Origin of the sequence: Brevibacillus porteri (genome assembly GCF_003013475.1) — a bacterium.
Lineage (GTDB): Bacteria > Bacillota > Bacilli > Brevibacillales > Brevibacillaceae > Brevibacillus > Brevibacillus porteri.
Map to the genome: position 1 here is coordinate 91,834 of NZ_PXZO01000053.1, position 16,888 is coordinate 108,721.

Genomic DNA, 16,888 nt, shown 5'->3' on the forward strand with positions numbered 1-16,888 from the left:
CGAGGAGGAACCCATCGATGGATAAACGCCCACCAATCTACGTTGTGAAAAATAATAGAAAAAATAGCGAGACTTCTCGCATTCCTACCTATTTGACTGAAAAAGAAACCCGTTTTGCCAAAGCCTTTCACCAATCTCTTGCAAACTACGAGCCGACTCCCCTCGTTACATTGCCTGTACTAGCACGTGAGCTGGGAGTAGATCAGGTACTTGTAAAAGATGAGTCTAAGCGATTTGGTCTCAATGCCTTCAAGGTTCTGGGAGCTTCTTATGCGATGGCTCGTTTCTTGTGCGAAAAGCTGGGGAAATCGACAGAAGAGATGACCTTTGAAGCATTATGTTCCCACGACATGAGAGACCGAATCGGAGAAGTCACCTTCGTCACTGCGACAGATGGCAATCACGGACGGGCAGTTGCATGGGCTGCTAAGGCGCTAGGACAGCATGCCGTTGTTTATTTGCCCAAAGGCTCCGCCCAGCAACGGGTAGATGCGATACGGGAGGCGGGTGCACATGCCCATGTCATCAATGGAAACTACGATGAAGCTGTGCGTCTCTCAGAACAAATGGCGAAGGAACGTGGTTGGCAAGTGATTCAAGATACGGCATGGGAAGGCTACACGACCATTCCCACATGGATCATGCAAGGCTATACGACGATGGCAGCAGAGGCCATGGAACAACTCACAGCCCTCACCGACTCCAAACAGCCGACGCATCTATTCTTGCAGGCAGGTGTCGGTTCCATGGCCGCCGCAGTCTTAGGACATTTCGTAGTAGCGCAAGCAAATAAAGACCTAACGACCGTGATCGTCGAGCCGCATAGCGCCAATTGCATGGTCCTCTCAGCAGAAAAGAACGACGGACAACCACATGCAGCTACGGGCGAGCTAGGAACCATTATGGCGGGTCTAGCATGTGGTGAGCCGAATCCGATGGCATGGGAGATCTTGCAGGAGCACGCAGACTTCTTCGTCAGCTGTGCCGATTACGTGGCGGCAAACGGCATGCGTCTACTTGCGGCACCGACTGGAGCCGACCCTTCCATTGTGAGTGGGGAAAGTGGAGCAGTCGGGGTAGGGCTTCTTGCTGCCTTGATGAGCAAGCCTATGTATCATCAACAGCGTGAGCAGCTCGGCTTGAATGAAAATTCCGTTGTTCTGTGCTTTAGTACGGAAGGGGATACGGATCGGGATATCTACAGACGTATCATCTGGGAAGGTGCATGCCGAGAAGAGGAGGAGATGACAAAATGAACGTGACGATCAATCGAGACGAACTGATTTCATTGGTACAGAATTTGATTCGGATTGATTCGGTGAACCCGTACCTTGATGAGGATGGACCGGGCGAGAAAGCGATCGCCGCATTTATTCGAGAGCGTTTGGAGGCGGCAGGACTGGAGGTTCATGTCACGCCTATTAACGACACCGCGGTCAATGTCGTCGGGATCCTACGGGGAGCAGGCGGAGGCAAATCCCTGATGCTAAACGGACATATGGATACGGTGAGCGCCAAACGCATGGAGATTCCGCCGTTTGAGCCTACCCTTGTGGACAACAAAATTTACGGTAGAGGCAGTCAGGACATGAAGGGTAGTCTGGGGGCCATGATCGCCGCAGTAGAGGCGATCGCACAAGCAAAGGTTTCTTTAGCAGGAGATGTCATTTTGACTTTTGTCGCTGACGAGGAGTATAAAAGCATCGGCACAGAGGAGCTGGTAAAGGCGTACAAAGCAGATGCGGCGATATGCTGTGAGCCTTCCGATCTGGCGATTGGCGTCGTTCATAGAGGATTTGCCTGGGTTAAATGCGAGGTGCTGGGCAAGGCAGCTCACGGAAGTCGTCCAGCAGAAGGGATTGATGCAATCGTTCGTGCGGGCAGGGTCCTGCAAGAGCTGGAGCGTCTTTCAGACAGATTGGCTCAAGGCACGGCTCATCCGATACTCGGTGCGGCATCTGTCCATGCTTCACTCATTCAGGGTGGAACAGAGCTGTCCACCTACCCAGATTATTGCCGCATCGACTGGGAGAGAAGGACGTTGCCGGGCGAGACAGAGGCAGACGTGGCCAATGAAATAGAAGCAATCCTACAGAAGCTGCGCGCTGAAGATGAGACGTTCCAAGCAAGCGCCGAGCTGTCATTTTTGCGAGAGCCGTTTGAAGTCGGGCTGGATGAACCTGTTTATATCGCTCTTCAGGCAGCATGTAAGAGCGTGATGGGAAAAACTCCCGAAGTATGCGGATTCTCGGGGTGGACGGATGCGGCATTATTGCAGGAAGCGGGAATCCCTACTGTCTTGTTCGGACCAGTGGGAGCCGGTCTGCATGCGGCAGTCGAATATGTAGAGGTAGATAGCTTGGTAGACATGAGTGCCATCTTGGTGGAGACAATTTGCGATTTTTGCCAGTAAAAAAATGCATAAGGGCTGGCTTCCCCTGTGATGCGCTATAATGTAGGCAATAGATTGACGGGAGGGGAAGCCCGATGCCCTTGCGAGATATTCAAGAAAGTGTGCAACAGATTGCTTCGGCTGTTGCATCCGTTCTGCGCGTAGAGGTAGAGATTGCGGACAGTCAGTTTTTGCGGATCGCAGGGACGGGGAAGAATGAGGCTGGCGTTTTGCGGACGATGGCAGGAGAGGACCATATATACCGGGAGTCGTTGCTCGCCGGGCATCCTGTTGTGATCATGCATCCAGGGCAGGATGAGCGGTGTCGTCCCTGTATGCATTATGGAAATTGCACGGAGACGGGAGAGATTTGCTGCCCGATACAATTAGACAATGAAAATATAGGTGTGATCGGCCTGCTCGCTTTCGATGAGGAGCAGCGCGAGCGGTTGTTTGCGGATGTGGATGCGATATTGACCTATTTGCAAAAAATGGCCGAGCTGATCGCCATTAAGCTAAAAGAGCATTACTTGTACGTCGAGCAGTTGCATACGGTAGAAAAGCTGCGTGTCGTCATGGATGAAATGGACAAAGCCATGTTTCTCGTCGATCAAGACAATCGGATCATTCAGGCGAACCAGCGTGCCCGTCAGTATTTGCAGCTCGATCACGACGACAGTCAAATGGCAGGATGGATAGACGCTATTCGCGATGCAGATGCCGCGCAGTCTGCGCCAAAGCAGGTCGTTTTGTCCATCGGGCAGGAAGAAAAGACATTTTTGTTTGCCATCAAGCCCATTCTCCTGGCAGGAACGGTCAAAGAATGGGTGATTACGCTAGATGATGTACAGGAAGTCGTGCAAATCGCAAGGCAGGTGAGTGGATACTCGGAGCCCGACGCTTTTCGGATGATCGGTGGAAACAGTCCTGCGATTGTACAGGCAAAGGAAGTGGCAAGACGTGTAGCAGCCAGTGATTCGACTGTCTTGCTCCAAGGGGAAAGTGGAACCGGAAAGGAGCTCTTTGCTAGAGCCATTCATCAGGCAAGCCTGCGCCGTGACGAGCCGTTTCTCTCGATTAATTGCGCCGCAATCCCTGAGCATTTGATGGAGAGCGAGCTGTTCGGTTACGAGGAAGGCTCATTCACAGGAGCGCGAAAGGGTGGAAAACCGGGGTTGTTTGAGGTCGCAGGAAAAGGCACACTGTTTCTCGATGAAATCGGGGATATGCCCATGCACTTACAGAGCAAGCTGCTGCGCGTGTTGCAAGAAAAGGAACTGTATCGAATTGGAGGTAATGGCAAGCCCATACGCTTAGCGGCAAGGATCATTGCAGCAACCCATCTGGATTTGCAGGAGCGGGTAGACGCGGGGTTGTTTCGCTTGGACTTGTACTATCGATTGCATGTGATTCCCATTCACTTGCCCTCGCTGCGAGAACGTAGAGAGGATATACTTCCTTTGGCGAACGATATCCTTTTGGCGCATGCGAATCGGGTGGGGAAGAAGTTGCACGGCTTTTCCCAAGAGACGCAAAACGTCCTGTTTCATCACGACTGGAGAGGAAATGTCCGAGAGCTGGAAAATGTAATCGAGTACGCAGTCAATATGGAAGCAAACGCTTGGGTTCAGCCTTCGAGCTTGCCGATTCGAACGGGAATGCTGCGTGAATCTTCCTCGCATTCCATTAAAGAAAGTCAGGGGTCATTCGACTGGCAAAAGCAAGGGCTTACACTGAAAGAACTGGAACGAGCAGCAATAGATACTGCGATGCAACAAATCCGGGATAGAAACGGACGAAAAGAAGAAGCAGCTGCACTATTAGGCATAAGCCGGGCAACGCTGTTTCGGAAACTGCGCGAGTATGGTCTCACCTGATCTTTGCTTCTAGCTGATTTTTTGGGATTGAGCGGATAATGTGGTATGATGGTTTCGATGAATGAAAGAGAGAATGGTATAAGGAAGGAGTGCCAAAAGAAAATGAGAGAAGTATTAGGATGGATTCGATCGATAACCTTTGCTGTCGTTTTCGCTCTTGTCCTCGGAATCTTTGTATTTCAACCGTTCAAGGTTGATGGGCATTCCATGGACCCTACCTTACAAGACGAACAGCGCATATATGTGTCTAAACTATCACACACGTTTTCTTATTTGCCAGATTACGGCGAGATTGTCGTGATCGACAGTCGGGTAGAGCGAGACCGTACATTGATGGACGATATCGTGGGGCATCCCTTGGTGTCGCTGGTCACTGGTCAAGGCGATGATCACACGATGTATGTTAAGCGAGTCATTGGAAGACCAGGCGACGTACTAGAGTTCAAAGACAACAAGGTGTATCGAAACGGTGAGGCATTGAACGAACCATATATCAAAGAAACGATGGAATATGTAGCAGACGGAAAGATCACGGTTCCAGCCGATCATGTTTTTGTCATGGGAGATAACCGGAATCACAGCACGGATTCCCGCGATATTGGTTTTATTCCGCTGGATCATGTGATGGGAACCATGATCGAAAATCCTCTCAAAAAGTAAGAACGTGAGTGAGAAAAGGTTGTCCAATTATGGGCAACCTTTGTTTCATAGAAAAAGATGTCCCACTCTTCTGATAGCTCTAAAAAGGAGGACGGCTTATGCCCAGCATTTTGATAGCGGATCGGGACCAGAACGAACGAATCGGAATCGGATGGCTCGTCACCAGCTATGCCATTCCGTATGACAAGGTGCATAGTGCCGGGACCATGGAAGACGTTTACGAAATGATGGAAGCGCATACACCGGAAGTGATCTGTATTGAACTGGACATGATTGGGCGCGGGCAGTGGGATCGGCTGAAGCTTCTGGTGGATCAGTATCGTCCGACTGTTGTGGTGACCACATCAGAGGCGACATTCGAGCGTGCGATGCAGGGGATTGGACTTTTTGCACGCGATCTATGGCTGAAGCCACAGACACCTGAATACATCAGGAGAATCCTGACGAGATGTTGCCAGGAGCGCTTGGATCGGAAGCGAATGAACGAAGAGAAGGGAATGGGAGCGGACAATGACAGGGATGTCTCGTATCTTGACCTGTTTTTCCCCGGGCATGCTCAAGCCAAGTCTTTTTCGCTCATGCTGGCTCAATTGGAGGATCCGAAGCGGCATCCGGAATTGCTGCGCTTTTTTGAGGAATATCCGTTTCGCGACAAACCCAATCTATTGCCGCTAGGGGAGACCATTGTGGGGGTTTTTCCAATGGATGCTGCGGTCTCGCCTTCTACGCTCCACCAAATGGGTAAGCGTTTGCTGATGGACTGGGAAGCAAACAATGATGCGCCGCTCTTTTTGGTCATGTATGACGCAAGCAACTATGAGCAGAGCTTGAACGAAACGTATGCGGAAGCGAGCCAAGCGCTGCAAGTCCGCTTTTTCAAAGGATATCGGCAAGTGACGGTCATTGATAATCGTGTGAATTGGACGATGATTGACCCATTTTTGACCCCTGCCGAACAGCGCACGTGGGTTGAAATGCTGGATGAAGGCAATCGGGAAGAGTTGAAGCAGTGGCTGTATACACACTTTTTTTTCAAGGAAGAGCCTTATCCGGAGCCGGGACTGTTGCGTATTCGGCTGACGAGTATTTTGGCCCAAGTCAGGAGATACATGATATCACGTGGTCTTGACTCTGCACCTTTGGAAGAGGAGTATCACCGGGTTTTCGAAACGATTCTTTATTCGCCGATCTTGTATCGGATCGTAGTGGAACTGCTGCTGTTCATCAATCAGCTTCTTGATGTCGCTCATCATCCCATCGACGAATCCCGTGCAGATGTTGTGGAACAGGCGATTCGCTATATAGAAGGCCGCTACACCGATCCAGCACTGCGCTTGGAGGAAGTCGCACGCTATATCGACCGCAGCCCTTCCTATTTCAGTACGCTGCTCGCACAAAAGCAAGGAAGCTCTTTTCGCCAAATACTCACATCGTTGCGAGTAAAAGAAGCACGCCGATTGCTTCTCGAGACATCCTTGTCTGTCCAAGAAGTGGCAGAACGATGTGGATTCATCAACGCCAATTATTTCAGTAAAATTTTTAAGGAAAAGACCGGGACAACTCCACGTTTGTTACGAAATCAGAAAAAAAGATAGAAATCGAAAGAAAAGACAGATTTTTTTGTCAAACCATGAATGCGGTTGCATGTGAATCGAAAATAGAGGCACCAAATCGAAATTGCGGTGCCTTTTTTGTCTTTCCTTGCTTTTTTACAATGGAGCTAAGAAATACATCCTTTTAGAAAAGCAGGTGGAAATGATGACGACGACACAATCCGTTGAGCAATTGATCCAAGCCTTTTCAGGTACCCAATTACATACAAAGGGATGGGTGCAGGAAGCGGCGTTGCGCATGCTTTTGAACAACCTCAATCCTGATGTAGCTGAGCGTACAGAGGATCTGGTCGTATACGGCGGAATTGGCAAGGCGGCACGGAACTGGGAATGCTTCGATGCGATTGTCAAAACATTGCAAACGTTAGAGAGTGATGAAACACTCCTCATCCAGTCTGGGAAGCCGGTTGCTGTATTCAAATCGCATACCGATGCACCGCGTGTGCTGCTGGCAAACTCGAATCTGGTGCCTGCTTGGGCGAATTGGGAGCATTTCCACGAGCTAGACAAAAAGGGTTTGATGATGTACGGACAAATGACGGCGGGAAGCTGGATTTATATTGGCAGCCAGGGCATCGTGCAAGGGACGTACGAGACGTTTGCAGAACTGGCACGCCAGCATTTTGAAGGCACGCTGACCGGAACGATTACCTTGACAGCTGGCTTGGGCGGCATGGGTGGTGCGCAACCGTTGGCTGTATCGCTCAATGGTGGAGTCAGCATCAATATCGAGGTGGACCCGACTCGTATCCAGCGCAGACTGGACACGAAATACCTGGATGTGATGACAGAAAGTCTAGACGAAGCGATCCGTTTGGCGGAAGAAGCGAAACGCGACAAAAAAGACATTTCCATCGGACTGTTAGGCAATGCACCGGAAGTGCTGAATGCCATGCTGGCTCGCGACTTTATCCCGGATGTGCTAACGGACCAGACCTCCTCGCATGATCCACTCAACGGCTACATTCCCATCGGCATGTCACTTGCGGAAGCAGCCGAACTGCGGACACGCGATCCGAAAGCGTACGAATCCCGTGCAAAAGCAAGCATCGCTGAACACGTTCGCGCCATGCTCGCCATGCAGGAAAAAGGAGCAGTCACTTTCGACTATGGCAATAACATCAGACAGGTGGCAAAAAACGAGGGTGTAGAGGATGCATTCCGTTTCCCTGGCTTTGTGCCAGCCTACATCCGACCGCAATTTTGTGAGGGCAAGGGGCCGTTCCGCTGGGTAGCGCTATCCGGCGATCCTGAGGATATTTACAAGACAGACGAAGTCATTCTTCGCGAGTTCTCCTACAATACCCATCTGTGCAACTGGATTCGCATGGCGCAGGAGCGCATTCAGTTCCAGGGACTGCCTTCCCGCATTTGCTGGTTAGGCTATGGCGAGCGTGCGCGTTTTGGTCAAATCATCAATGAGATGGTAGCGCGCGGTGAGCTTTCGGCCCCTATCGTCATTGGGCGTGACCATCTGGACTCCGGTTCTGTTGCTTCGCCAAACCGTGAGACGGAAGCGATGAAGGATGGCAGCGATGCGGTTGCAGACTGGCCGATTCTCAATGCCATGATCAATGCAGTAGGCGGAGCGAGCTGGGTATCTGTGCACCACGGAGGAGGCGTTGGCATGGGCTACTCTCTCCACGCCGGAATGGTCATCGTGGCAGATGGTACTCCAGAAGCAGCACGTCGTCTGGAACGAGTCCTCACGACCGATCCAGGCATGGGCATCGTCCGACATGTCGATGCAGGGTACGACCTCGCAGTTCAAACAGCCAAGGAAAAAGGCGTCCACATTCCGATGATAAAGGAGTAAGAGCCGTGACTAAACCTGTATGGATTCGCCACGCCAGTCAGCTTGCTACGCTGGCTCGCAGCTCCTCTTCCCCGGTAGTAGGAGCGCAAATGAATGAGCTGTCGATCATCGAGGACGGAAGCATCTGGCTGGAAGACGGCGTTATCCAGCGTGTGGGAACAGATGAGGAGCTGGCGCTTTACTATCGAGACCGTGCACATGAGGCGCAAATCATCGATGCTTCGGGTAAGCTGGTCACACCAGGGCTGATCGATCCGCATACACATCTGGTGCACGCGGGCAGTCGGCAAAACGAGTTTAACATGCGGCTAAACGGTGCGACGTATATGGAGATTATGAACAATGGCGGGGGAATTCACTCGACAACCGCAGCGACGCGCGCAGCTACCCACGAAGAGCTGTTTGCTCAGAGTAAGCAGCGTCTTGACCAATTTCTGTTGCATGGGGTTACAACTGTCGAGGCGAAAAGCGGCTACGGCCTGACATTGGAAGATGAGCTGAAGCAGCTGGAGGTCGCCAAGCAGTTGCACGAGGAACATCCCATGGACATCGTCAGTACCTTCATGGGAGCACATGCGGTGCCGCGCGAATACAAGGAAAATCCGGATGCATTTGTAGATGTGGTCATCGAGGAAATGATCCCAGAGGTTGCTCGTCGCAAGCTGGCTGTTTTTAACGATGTGTTTTGCGAAAGAGGTGTGTTCACCCCTGAGCAGTCCCGACGCATTCTCGAAGCAGGAGTCTGTCATGGGTTGCTGCCGAAGATTCATGCGGACGAAATCGAACCGTATGAAGGGGCAGAGCTGGCAGCTTCGGTTGGCGCGGTATCAGCGGATCATTTGCTGCGCGCCTCTGACAAGGGGATTGAACAGATGGCAGAAGCGGGTGTCATCGCTGTGTTACTGCCCGGTACGGCGTTTTTCCTGATGGCAGAGTCAGCAAATGGCAGGAAAATGATTGATCGTGGGGTCGCTGTCGCGATTTCGACGGATTGCAATCCGGGCTCGTCTCCAACCGTTTCGCTCCCACTCATCATGAATCTGGGTTGCCTGAAAATGGGGATGACGCCAGCCGAGGTGCTGACGGCAGCTACCATCAATGCTGCTCACGCAATCCGCTGCGCGCATGAAGTCGGCAGCCTTGAGGTAGGGAAAAAAGCAGATGTCACGATTTTTGACGTCCCTGATTTCATGACCTTGCAATATCGTTACGGAATCAACCACGTAAACACAGTAATCAAAAACGGAGCGATTGTCGTTGCTGGGGGCAGACTGGCGTAATATGACCCTCTCCGGACTTCCTGCTTCTGCCATGAGCAAGAAAAGTGGTATGATGGTGGCAGGTTTGAACAAGCAGAGGAAAGAGGGGTTATTCATGTCAGGATTCGGAATTTTCCGTGATGTGGTCACGTCAGAACAGCAACTGCGCGAAATGGTTGGAGAGCCAAGTCGTCTCGTACAGAACAAGGCGATAACCCAGTTGGATGACCATAGCCGCAACTATATTGCCCAAGCGCCATTTCTCATCATTGCCACAGCTGACAAAGATGGCCATTGCGATGCTTCGCCACGCGGAGATGCGCCTGGTTTTGTGCATGTCATCGATGATCATCATCTCGTCATCCCTGAGCGCCCAGGAAACAAGCGGATGGATACCATCACAAACATTTTGGTCAACCCGCATATTGGGCTTATCTTTTTGATTCCTACGCTGGAAGAGACGTTCCGCGTGAACGGCAAGGCTTGCATTATTCGCGATGAAGAAATACTGGCGAAGATGGCGGTAAACGGGAAGGTGCCTACGCTTGGGATCGGTGTGAAGGTAGAGGAGTGCTTCGTTCACTGTGCGAAGGCATTTATGCGCTCTGGTCTATGGAAGCCGGAGTCATGGCCGGCAGAGGGGACGACTCCTAATGTCGCACAAATGCTGGCGGACCATGTGAAGCTTCCGGGTGTGACGGCAAAAGAAGTGGCGGAGGGCTTGCAAGACAGCTATACGAAACGATTGTACTAATCATGTCGAAAGAGAAACGGCAGCCATCCATTCAGCGTGGCTGCCGTTTCGTCATGTTATTCGCGAACAGGATCATCTACCAGCCACCCTGCACCGATTTCACCCCAGTAGTAACACTCCAACGAATACGATTGCATATTCGAATAGCGGATGTGTTCCGGGATAAGGAATGCGGGATTTACGCCACCTGTTCCGCCTGTGGGCGTTCCTTTGGTGATCCCGCGGAAAATGACCTTGATATTATAGGTGGGCAGATTGGTCATGCTCCTCAGTCTATTAATAACTCTTTGCTTGAGATCGCCGAGTTCGGCAGCCGCATTGTTTTCCGTTTTTGTGTAAGGCCAAGGATTTTCCGAATGATACTTTTGAATGACGATGACGTATTCATCATAATTACCAGTGTCGCGCCGTTTGTCCAATTGGCCGATCGCTTCGTGAATGCGGGCGTTAATTTGTAAATCATCATGGGAGCTGATCGTTTTGATCTCCATCGCAACGCGTTTATTTACTTCTAAAACGTTGGAATGATCCTCGTCTTCGTCCATCATGTGGACTCTCTCATCGTTGGCGTTTTCCTGCTTCTCCAAATAGTTGTAATCGATGTCAGGATCGTTGTCCTTATCTTGACCGAAATATGGCGTGATCTCCTGTCCGAAAAGACGCTGTGCTTCTTCTAGTTCTGTATAGTTCCCACCTGTAATTGAGAAAATATCCGAAATTTTGGAGTGCAGACTGTAGCTGTATTTCACTTTGTTAAAGTAAGACAAGTAGTTTGTCTCGTCAAAAAGTTCATTGATTGTTCCTTCATGCAAATCATTGGTTTTCGCCACATGCTTATTCCACATTCTGCGTGCATCTAACAAAGCTTCATCCCACGTTCCTTGTATGATCGGGGATGATACAGAACTTGTTGCGTTATAGTCTGTGCTGTCCAACTGGGTACCAGAAGCCGCAACAGACCCGTAGCGATCAGCTTCCGCTTCGAGAGCAGGATCGTCATTGATCGGTAGGCTGGAATCTGGAGCGTTCGCTTTTACCCGTCCTTGTCGTTGCTGGACCACATGTGTCAGCTCATGACCGAGCAGTTGTTGACCACTTCGCGTCTCCGGCTGATAAGTGCCGGGAGCAAAGTGAATGTCATTCCCTTGGGCAAAGGCAACAGCCCCGATTTGGGAGGCGACAGACGATTCTGGATGAATCTGTACATCTGAAAAATCAGTGCGAAAAGCCTTCTCCATTTTTGCTTGGACGGAATCGGGGAGTGAGCGACCGCTGCCGGAAGAGAGATTCTCCGATTTTTGCAAGAGAGTCCTCGATAACATGCGCTGCACAGCCTGATTGCCAAGAGTCTTTTGCAGAGAAAGGATGTGGGAAGAGTGACTGGCCTTTCTTTGAACCTGGCTCGGTTGGAGCAGGGGCCTGGAAGCAGGTGCTTTCGTTTTTTCATGAGTCGCATCCATAGATGGCTTGCTAGATTCATAGCGTCGCATGATTACACCCCCTCTGCTTTTGTCACGTCCAATTGAATGGGTTCCTTTTGCTGTGCTTGATAGAAATAGAGATACAAATACGGGTCGACCAAATAGCTCGTGATAGCTCCAGTATGGTTAGAATACGTGGTGGACGTCTTGGGCAAAATGGCAGATTTGCTGTCGAGCTCGTTCCGATCTTCTTTGACGATAGAGATGATCTGTGGGTGATATACGTGGACGGCAGTGACAATCTGCTTGCTAGGGTGTCCTGGTGCTGGTTCAAGTGTAAAAGACATGTTCATGTCACGGTAGGTAAGCTTTTGAGACGATAAGGTGGCCTCGTTTGCTGGTAGAGCTTCGGGTACTTTTTGATCGGCAGAAGGAGTGACAGCTCCCTCGGCTTGTTTTGGCGCGTCATCGTCGGGCTTGCCCATAATCTCTTCCAGCTTGCTACTGGAGATGCCGATGAATCCAGGCAAATAAATACGTCCTTCACGGAAGTACCCCTTGTACAACGGCAAGCCTTCCTTGTCGTAGAGCACCCCGATGCCATCGTAGGAACCTGCCCGAAATTGCCCTTGATACAACAGAGCGTCTTCGGCAGAACGAAGCTCTCCCGTTCCGTGATAATGCCCTTCGGCAAAGCCGCCTTTATACAGCGTTACGCCACTTGTATCACGAAGCTCGCCCTGCCCGTGATATACACCCAGCAAAAAATCACCTTGATAGACGATGCTACCACTGGGGGAGAGTTTGGTTCCGGCTCCATTGAAGTGCCCATTTCGAAAATGACCTTCATACACGAGCTTGCCATCCCGATCAAAAAAACTTCCGGTTCCATTGTATCTGCCGTCCACAAATTGCCCTTTGTACTGCACGAGCCCGTTTTCGTAGTAATCGGTACCTTCACCGCCGTAGAAGCCATTGTCAAACAGTCCGTCGTAGAGCAGCTTTCCATCCTTCGTAAAAAGCCTGCCAGCTCCGTTGTACACGCCATTTTTAAAAGCGCCCTCGTATTTGATTGCGCCGTTTGTGTACAATTCCTGACCGGCTCCATCGAGCTTCCCATTCTTGAATTCTCCCTGAAAAACGACTTGCTGGTTGTCGGTGTACAACGCTCCCTGACCAGCGTAAACGCCATTTTCAAACCCACCTTGATAGACGAGAACGCCTTTCCGGTATCCTTTGCCTAAGCCTTGTGGAGTGCCACTTTTGAACTCGCCATTGTAAAGGAGCTTCCCATTGTCGTCATAGAGCTCGCCTTTTCCGTCATACAGACCATCTACGAGCTGGCCATGATAAATCATCGTGCCTTCCGGGTTGTAGATAATCGCCAGACCCGTGTCGGAAATCTGCTGATTTGGAGTTTTTAGATGAATGACGATGGGACGCTGCAAATAACGGTTAAGCGCATCGGGAGGATTGATGAACAGGAAGTAGACCAGGACAAGGAGGAATAGTCCTGTCAAAATGAGAAAGCGTTTGGCGATGTAAAAACGGCCGACATGCACGTAATCGTTGAGTGAAGTTTCTTTTTTGGCGAACAGTCCGGCAATGCCGTTCTTGATCCAATCGAGGGCTTGCTTGGGGAGGGCGGCTCCTTTTTTTATCCAATCCTGCACCCATTTTTTGAGCGGATTGATGAGCGGGTCGACAATCGTTTGTTCCGTTAGCTTTTGGAGTTGTTTGTCCATATCGTTTCCTCCCTATCTGTCAGGGAACCTGAATCGTCGCTTGACCGGGGTTCGTGATCTGGATGACGCCACCCCAGCTACACATGAGCTTGGAGGTTTGATTGAGGGCAGGCATGTTGGCGACGAGAACAGTAGGGGAGCCAGGAACCCAAGGGGCGGCGGTGACAGGAACGCAGGGGACTGGAGTGAAAACACCCAGCTTCGCCGCTGTGGCTGCTGCGACCTGAGGGTTGGACATCGTATTGCACATCCCGAATGGAAGGACGTTTACCATCGGTTTATTGTCCATGATGTTTGCGATCGGCATACTGGTTGTGACGCGGTTCACTGGGAGCACCATGAGTGAGCTGGGAGCTGCCCCGAAGCTGCACTGTAGCATGGCTCCTCCGCAGACGAGTTGTCCCATAAAGCCAACTCCTTTGCATAAGTCATCTGGTAAGATATTGAAAATCAATCTGTATAGTAGTATAAATGTCAAATAGAGAAGATGTATAGCGAAATTTGTAATTTTTAGTATAATGTTGCTTGGTATCATTTTCGAAAATATGTTTTCGAGAGATGGGAGAACCGCAAACGATGGGAAATAACAAGAAGTATTCCTGGTTGACCGGACTGCTGATTGTGTTTGTTGGGATCGGCTTGCTGCTCGTTTGGAACGTGGATAGAAGCGGGAAGCAGGGCGTACCGTTTCGAGGGATCGACAGCATCGCGGTCAATAGTCAAAAGGATGTCATCCTCATAACGGATGGACATCAAAAGCTGACTAGCCTGTCCCCTGATCGGTCGCTAAGGTACCAACAAGTACTGGAGCAAAATCCAGAAGAAGGCTTGGAAAATTTCACAGAGGTAGCCATCGACGAAGAAGGTTATGCGTACGTGCTGATTACAAAGCTCGATAGCTTTGGTTTGCGAACCGTATCCGAGAGAATCGTGCGAATGTCGCCAGATGGAGAAATCGTACAAGTCGTGTATGAAGATTCATACGGAGCGAACAGCTCGTACAAGCGCATTGGCAAGGTACGCTCCCTGCAAGTCGCGAAAGATCGTCTTTCCTTTTATGTTTATCAACACCCTGAAGTGATTGCCTATCAATTTGTACCCTCTGATTCACCCCCCACACAACTCTATCAAATCCAATTGCCTAATGAAGTATACGTCAATGAAATCATAGGAGTAGATCCGCAATATACCTATGTCACTACCAAGCGCGGAGAGGTTTTCCAGGTCGACGTTCCCCTTGGGAGCCGGGAAGCTCAAGTGAAGGGTCCGCTCTACATTCACTCCGAACGGTCCGAAAAGAATCAAACCGTCCCCAATCATGTAAAAGTGGGGCCAGCAGGTCGTCTCCTTTTCTACAATTCCGATCAAAATGTCATGGAACGCTTCGATCCCGCACACCCAGATGAAATCGCCTTGATGGTGCCTTCCAAAACATTCGAGCAGATCAAGTCGAGCGATAGCAGTGCACTAACGGCGTTTGCTGTTACCCCCAAGTATGAGTTCGTAGTGGCCACTGATAGTCAGCTCGCCTTCTTGGATCAACAAGGAAATGTGATGACCAAGCTCACTTCCCCGTCAGTATCCGAAAAAGACCGCTTGAAGGAATGGGCCTGGTGGACAGGATTGGGCGTGGAAATTCTCCTGTTTTGTGTCATTCAGTTTCTGTTGTTTCGCCTCTTCCGGATTCCGTTGATTATCAAGCAAACGATCGTGATAGCTCCACTAGTTGTTGTCCCCGTATTCCTTCAACTGGAGGGAACGAAGCTGACCTTTACGTTTATGGAGCAGGAAAATCAAACCGATCTTCGCCTCCAAGCCTATGTTATTTCTACCCTGATCGAAGGGGACAAGCTGGATGGAATCAACGGAGCCATTGATTACATGAATGCGGATTATCAAGCAGTACAGGCCGACCTGAAAAAACTGGAGGTCCCAGATGATGTGAATGTGAACAGGGGGCTGTACAAAACGATTTACAAATACAAAGATGGCGAATTGTTTCTCATGATGGATGACAATGACAGCGCAGAAGTGTTTGAGAATGTGCCCATTGATGACGAGTTCCGCAGTGTGGTCATGAAAAGGGAGATCGTCTCCGGTAAAGCACAGGATCGGACAGGCTACTGGATGTACGCGATGGCCCCGATATACAACTCCTCCGGTAAGCTATCCGGTGTGTTGGAGCTGGGCAGAGAAATGAACGGAGTCCGTATGCAGCACACCGACATGTCCCGTGAGCTCGGAAAAGGAGCTGCACTGGTCTGGTCTATTTGTGCGAGTCTATTTTTCCTTTTCTCGTGGCTGACATACCGAAACATCCGCAATCTGCAAACGAATGTCTCCGATATGGGAAAAGGCGACTACAGTGTGGTGGCGAGGGTTCGCTCCATGGATGAAATTCAAAAGCTGGCAGAAAGCTTCAACCAAATGGCAAAGCGCATTCGTCAGTACATCTCGAATATCACGAGGATGAGCGAGGCGAACAATCGTTTTGTGCCGCAGCAGTTTATCCATTTTCTCGGGAAGGAAAGCATACTCGACGTGGAGCTAGGTGATCAGGTGGAGCGGGAAATGGCGATTATGCGCATGAGTCTGCAATCGTTTCATGACATCTCTCATCGTCTGCGACCAGAGACGACCTTCCGCGTCATCAATGCGTTTCTCAAGCGCTTTGCTCCGATTGTGAACGAGAATCAAGGAATGATTACCGAATATCTCGATCCCGGCGTGCTTGCTGTTTATCCAAAAGAAGCGAAAGACGCGCTGGATGCGGCCGTACAAATGCGCCGTACATTAGCGGACTATAACGAGCAACGGGCGGAAAAAGGGTACGATCCGATTGATTTGCGGGTTGCGCTGCATCACGGTCCACTGATGCTCGGAATTATTGGCGAGTCGACGCGTCTGGAGGCTGCGATCATATCGGATCACGTCCGCGTGGTGGAGAAAATGGAAAAGATGGCAGAAACGCTCGGAGCCTGCATCCTAATGTCCGATTCGCTGTTTGCCAAAATGGGAGAGAGCACGCCGTACCGATATCGTGATTTAGGCTGGGTGCATATGGAGGGAGAGGCTCAGCCGATGCAATTGTATGACGTCTACGAAGGGGACACTGACCAGATTCGTGCACACAAGGAGGAGACGAAGGAATTGTTTGAGCAAGCGATTGTGATGTATCAAAATGGGAGGTTTCACGATGCACGCTCCGCTTTCCTGTCCGTCATCAAGCAAAACCGCTGGGATCAGGCGGCGCGACAGTATTTCTACTTATGTGACGAATACGCCCAAAAAGGGGCCGAACGAGATTGGTCTGGCGAATTGAAAATATCGTAGGAGCGGTGAAAAAGCGAA

12 protein-coding genes are annotated in these 16,888 nt (G+C 50.5%); 9 read left to right on the forward strand and 3 right to left on the reverse strand.

The genetic code is table 11. The features are described 5' to 3' along the window. Positions 1-17 precede the first annotated feature (17 nt). The 8 genes from dpaL to C7R92_RS25360 all read left to right on the forward strand — a co-directional run bounded on the left by dpaL (position 18) and on the right by C7R92_RS25360 (position 10,371). Positions 18-1,256, forward strand: coding sequence for a diaminopropionate ammonia-lyase (gene dpaL / locus C7R92_RS25325; RefSeq protein WP_106836062.1), 1,239 nt, complete (start codon positions 18-20; stop codon positions 1,254-1,256). Next, a complete protein-coding gene (locus tag C7R92_RS25330) occupies positions 1,253-2,413 on the forward strand; it encodes an ArgE/DapE family deacylase (RefSeq protein ID WP_106836063.1) in 1,161 nt (386 codons plus the stop codon). The genes dpaL and C7R92_RS25330 overlap by 4 nt, the downstream gene beginning before the upstream one ends. 74 nt (positions 2,414-2,487) lie before the next feature. Then, positions 2,488-4,269, forward strand: a complete 1,782-nt coding sequence (locus tag C7R92_RS25335; RefSeq protein WP_106836064.1) for a sigma-54 interaction domain-containing protein — start codon at positions 2,488-2,490, stop codon at positions 4,267-4,269. Between the two features lie 102 nt (positions 4,270-4,371). Continuing rightward, positions 4,372-4,929 carry a signal peptidase I gene (lepB, locus tag C7R92_RS25340; protein ID WP_017250512.1) on the forward strand — a complete coding sequence of 186 codons (558 nt, stop codon included), beginning with the start codon at positions 4,372-4,374 and terminating at the stop codon, positions 4,927-4,929. Positions 4,930-5,027: 98 nt separating this feature from the next. Continuing rightward, positions 5,028-6,524 carry a helix-turn-helix domain-containing protein gene (locus C7R92_RS25345; protein WP_106836065.1) on the forward strand — a complete coding sequence of 499 codons (1,497 nt, stop codon included), beginning with the start codon at positions 5,028-5,030 and terminating at the stop codon, positions 6,522-6,524. A 163-nt stretch (positions 6,525-6,687) separates the two neighbouring features. Then, positions 6,688-8,358: a urocanate hydratase gene (gene hutU, locus C7R92_RS25350; protein ID WP_106836066.1), complete on the forward strand. Its 1,671-nt coding sequence runs from the start codon at positions 6,688-6,690 to the stop codon at positions 8,356-8,358. A gap of 5 nt (positions 8,359-8,363) precedes the next feature. Then, positions 8,364-9,638, forward strand: a complete 1,275-nt coding sequence (gene hutI / locus C7R92_RS25355; RefSeq protein WP_106836067.1) for an imidazolonepropionase — start codon at positions 8,364-8,366, stop codon at positions 9,636-9,638. 94 nt (positions 9,639-9,732) lie between these two features. Next, positions 9,733-10,371 carry a pyridoxamine 5'-phosphate oxidase family protein gene (locus tag C7R92_RS25360; RefSeq protein WP_026043241.1) on the forward strand — a complete coding sequence of 213 codons (639 nt, stop codon included), beginning with the start codon at positions 9,733-9,735 and terminating at the stop codon, positions 10,369-10,371. A gap of 56 nt (positions 10,372-10,427) precedes the next feature. On the opposite strand, the gene C7R92_RS25365 is transcribed toward C7R92_RS25360, so the two are convergent. From C7R92_RS25365 to C7R92_RS25375, 3 genes are read right to left on the reverse strand one after another with little or no spacing between them, the layout of a single operon-like run. Further along, the gene (locus C7R92_RS25365) at positions 10,428-11,861 is read right to left on the reverse strand and encodes an eCIS core domain-containing protein (RefSeq protein ID WP_106836068.1); all 1,434 of its coding nucleotides are present in this window, start codon (positions 11,859-11,861) and stop codon (positions 10,428-10,430) included. 2 nt (positions 11,862-11,863) lie between these two features. After that, the gene (locus tag C7R92_RS25370) at positions 11,864-13,537 is read right to left on the reverse strand and encodes an MORN repeat-containing protein (RefSeq protein ID WP_106836069.1); all 1,674 of its coding nucleotides are present in this window, start codon (positions 13,535-13,537) and stop codon (positions 11,864-11,866) included. Between the two features lie 19 nt (positions 13,538-13,556). Next, on the reverse strand, positions 13,557-13,943 hold the full coding sequence (locus C7R92_RS25375) for a DUF4280 domain-containing protein (RefSeq protein ID WP_007721356.1): 387 nt from the start codon (positions 13,941-13,943) through the stop codon (positions 13,557-13,559). 170 nt (positions 13,944-14,113) lie between these two features. Between C7R92_RS25375 and C7R92_RS25380 the strand changes: the two genes are divergently transcribed. Then, complete coding sequence (locus tag C7R92_RS25380) at positions 14,114-16,870, forward strand: adenylate/guanylate cyclase domain-containing protein (protein WP_106836070.1); 2,757 nt, start codon at positions 14,114-14,116, stop codon at positions 16,868-16,870. Positions 16,871-16,888 lie beyond the last annotated feature (18 nt).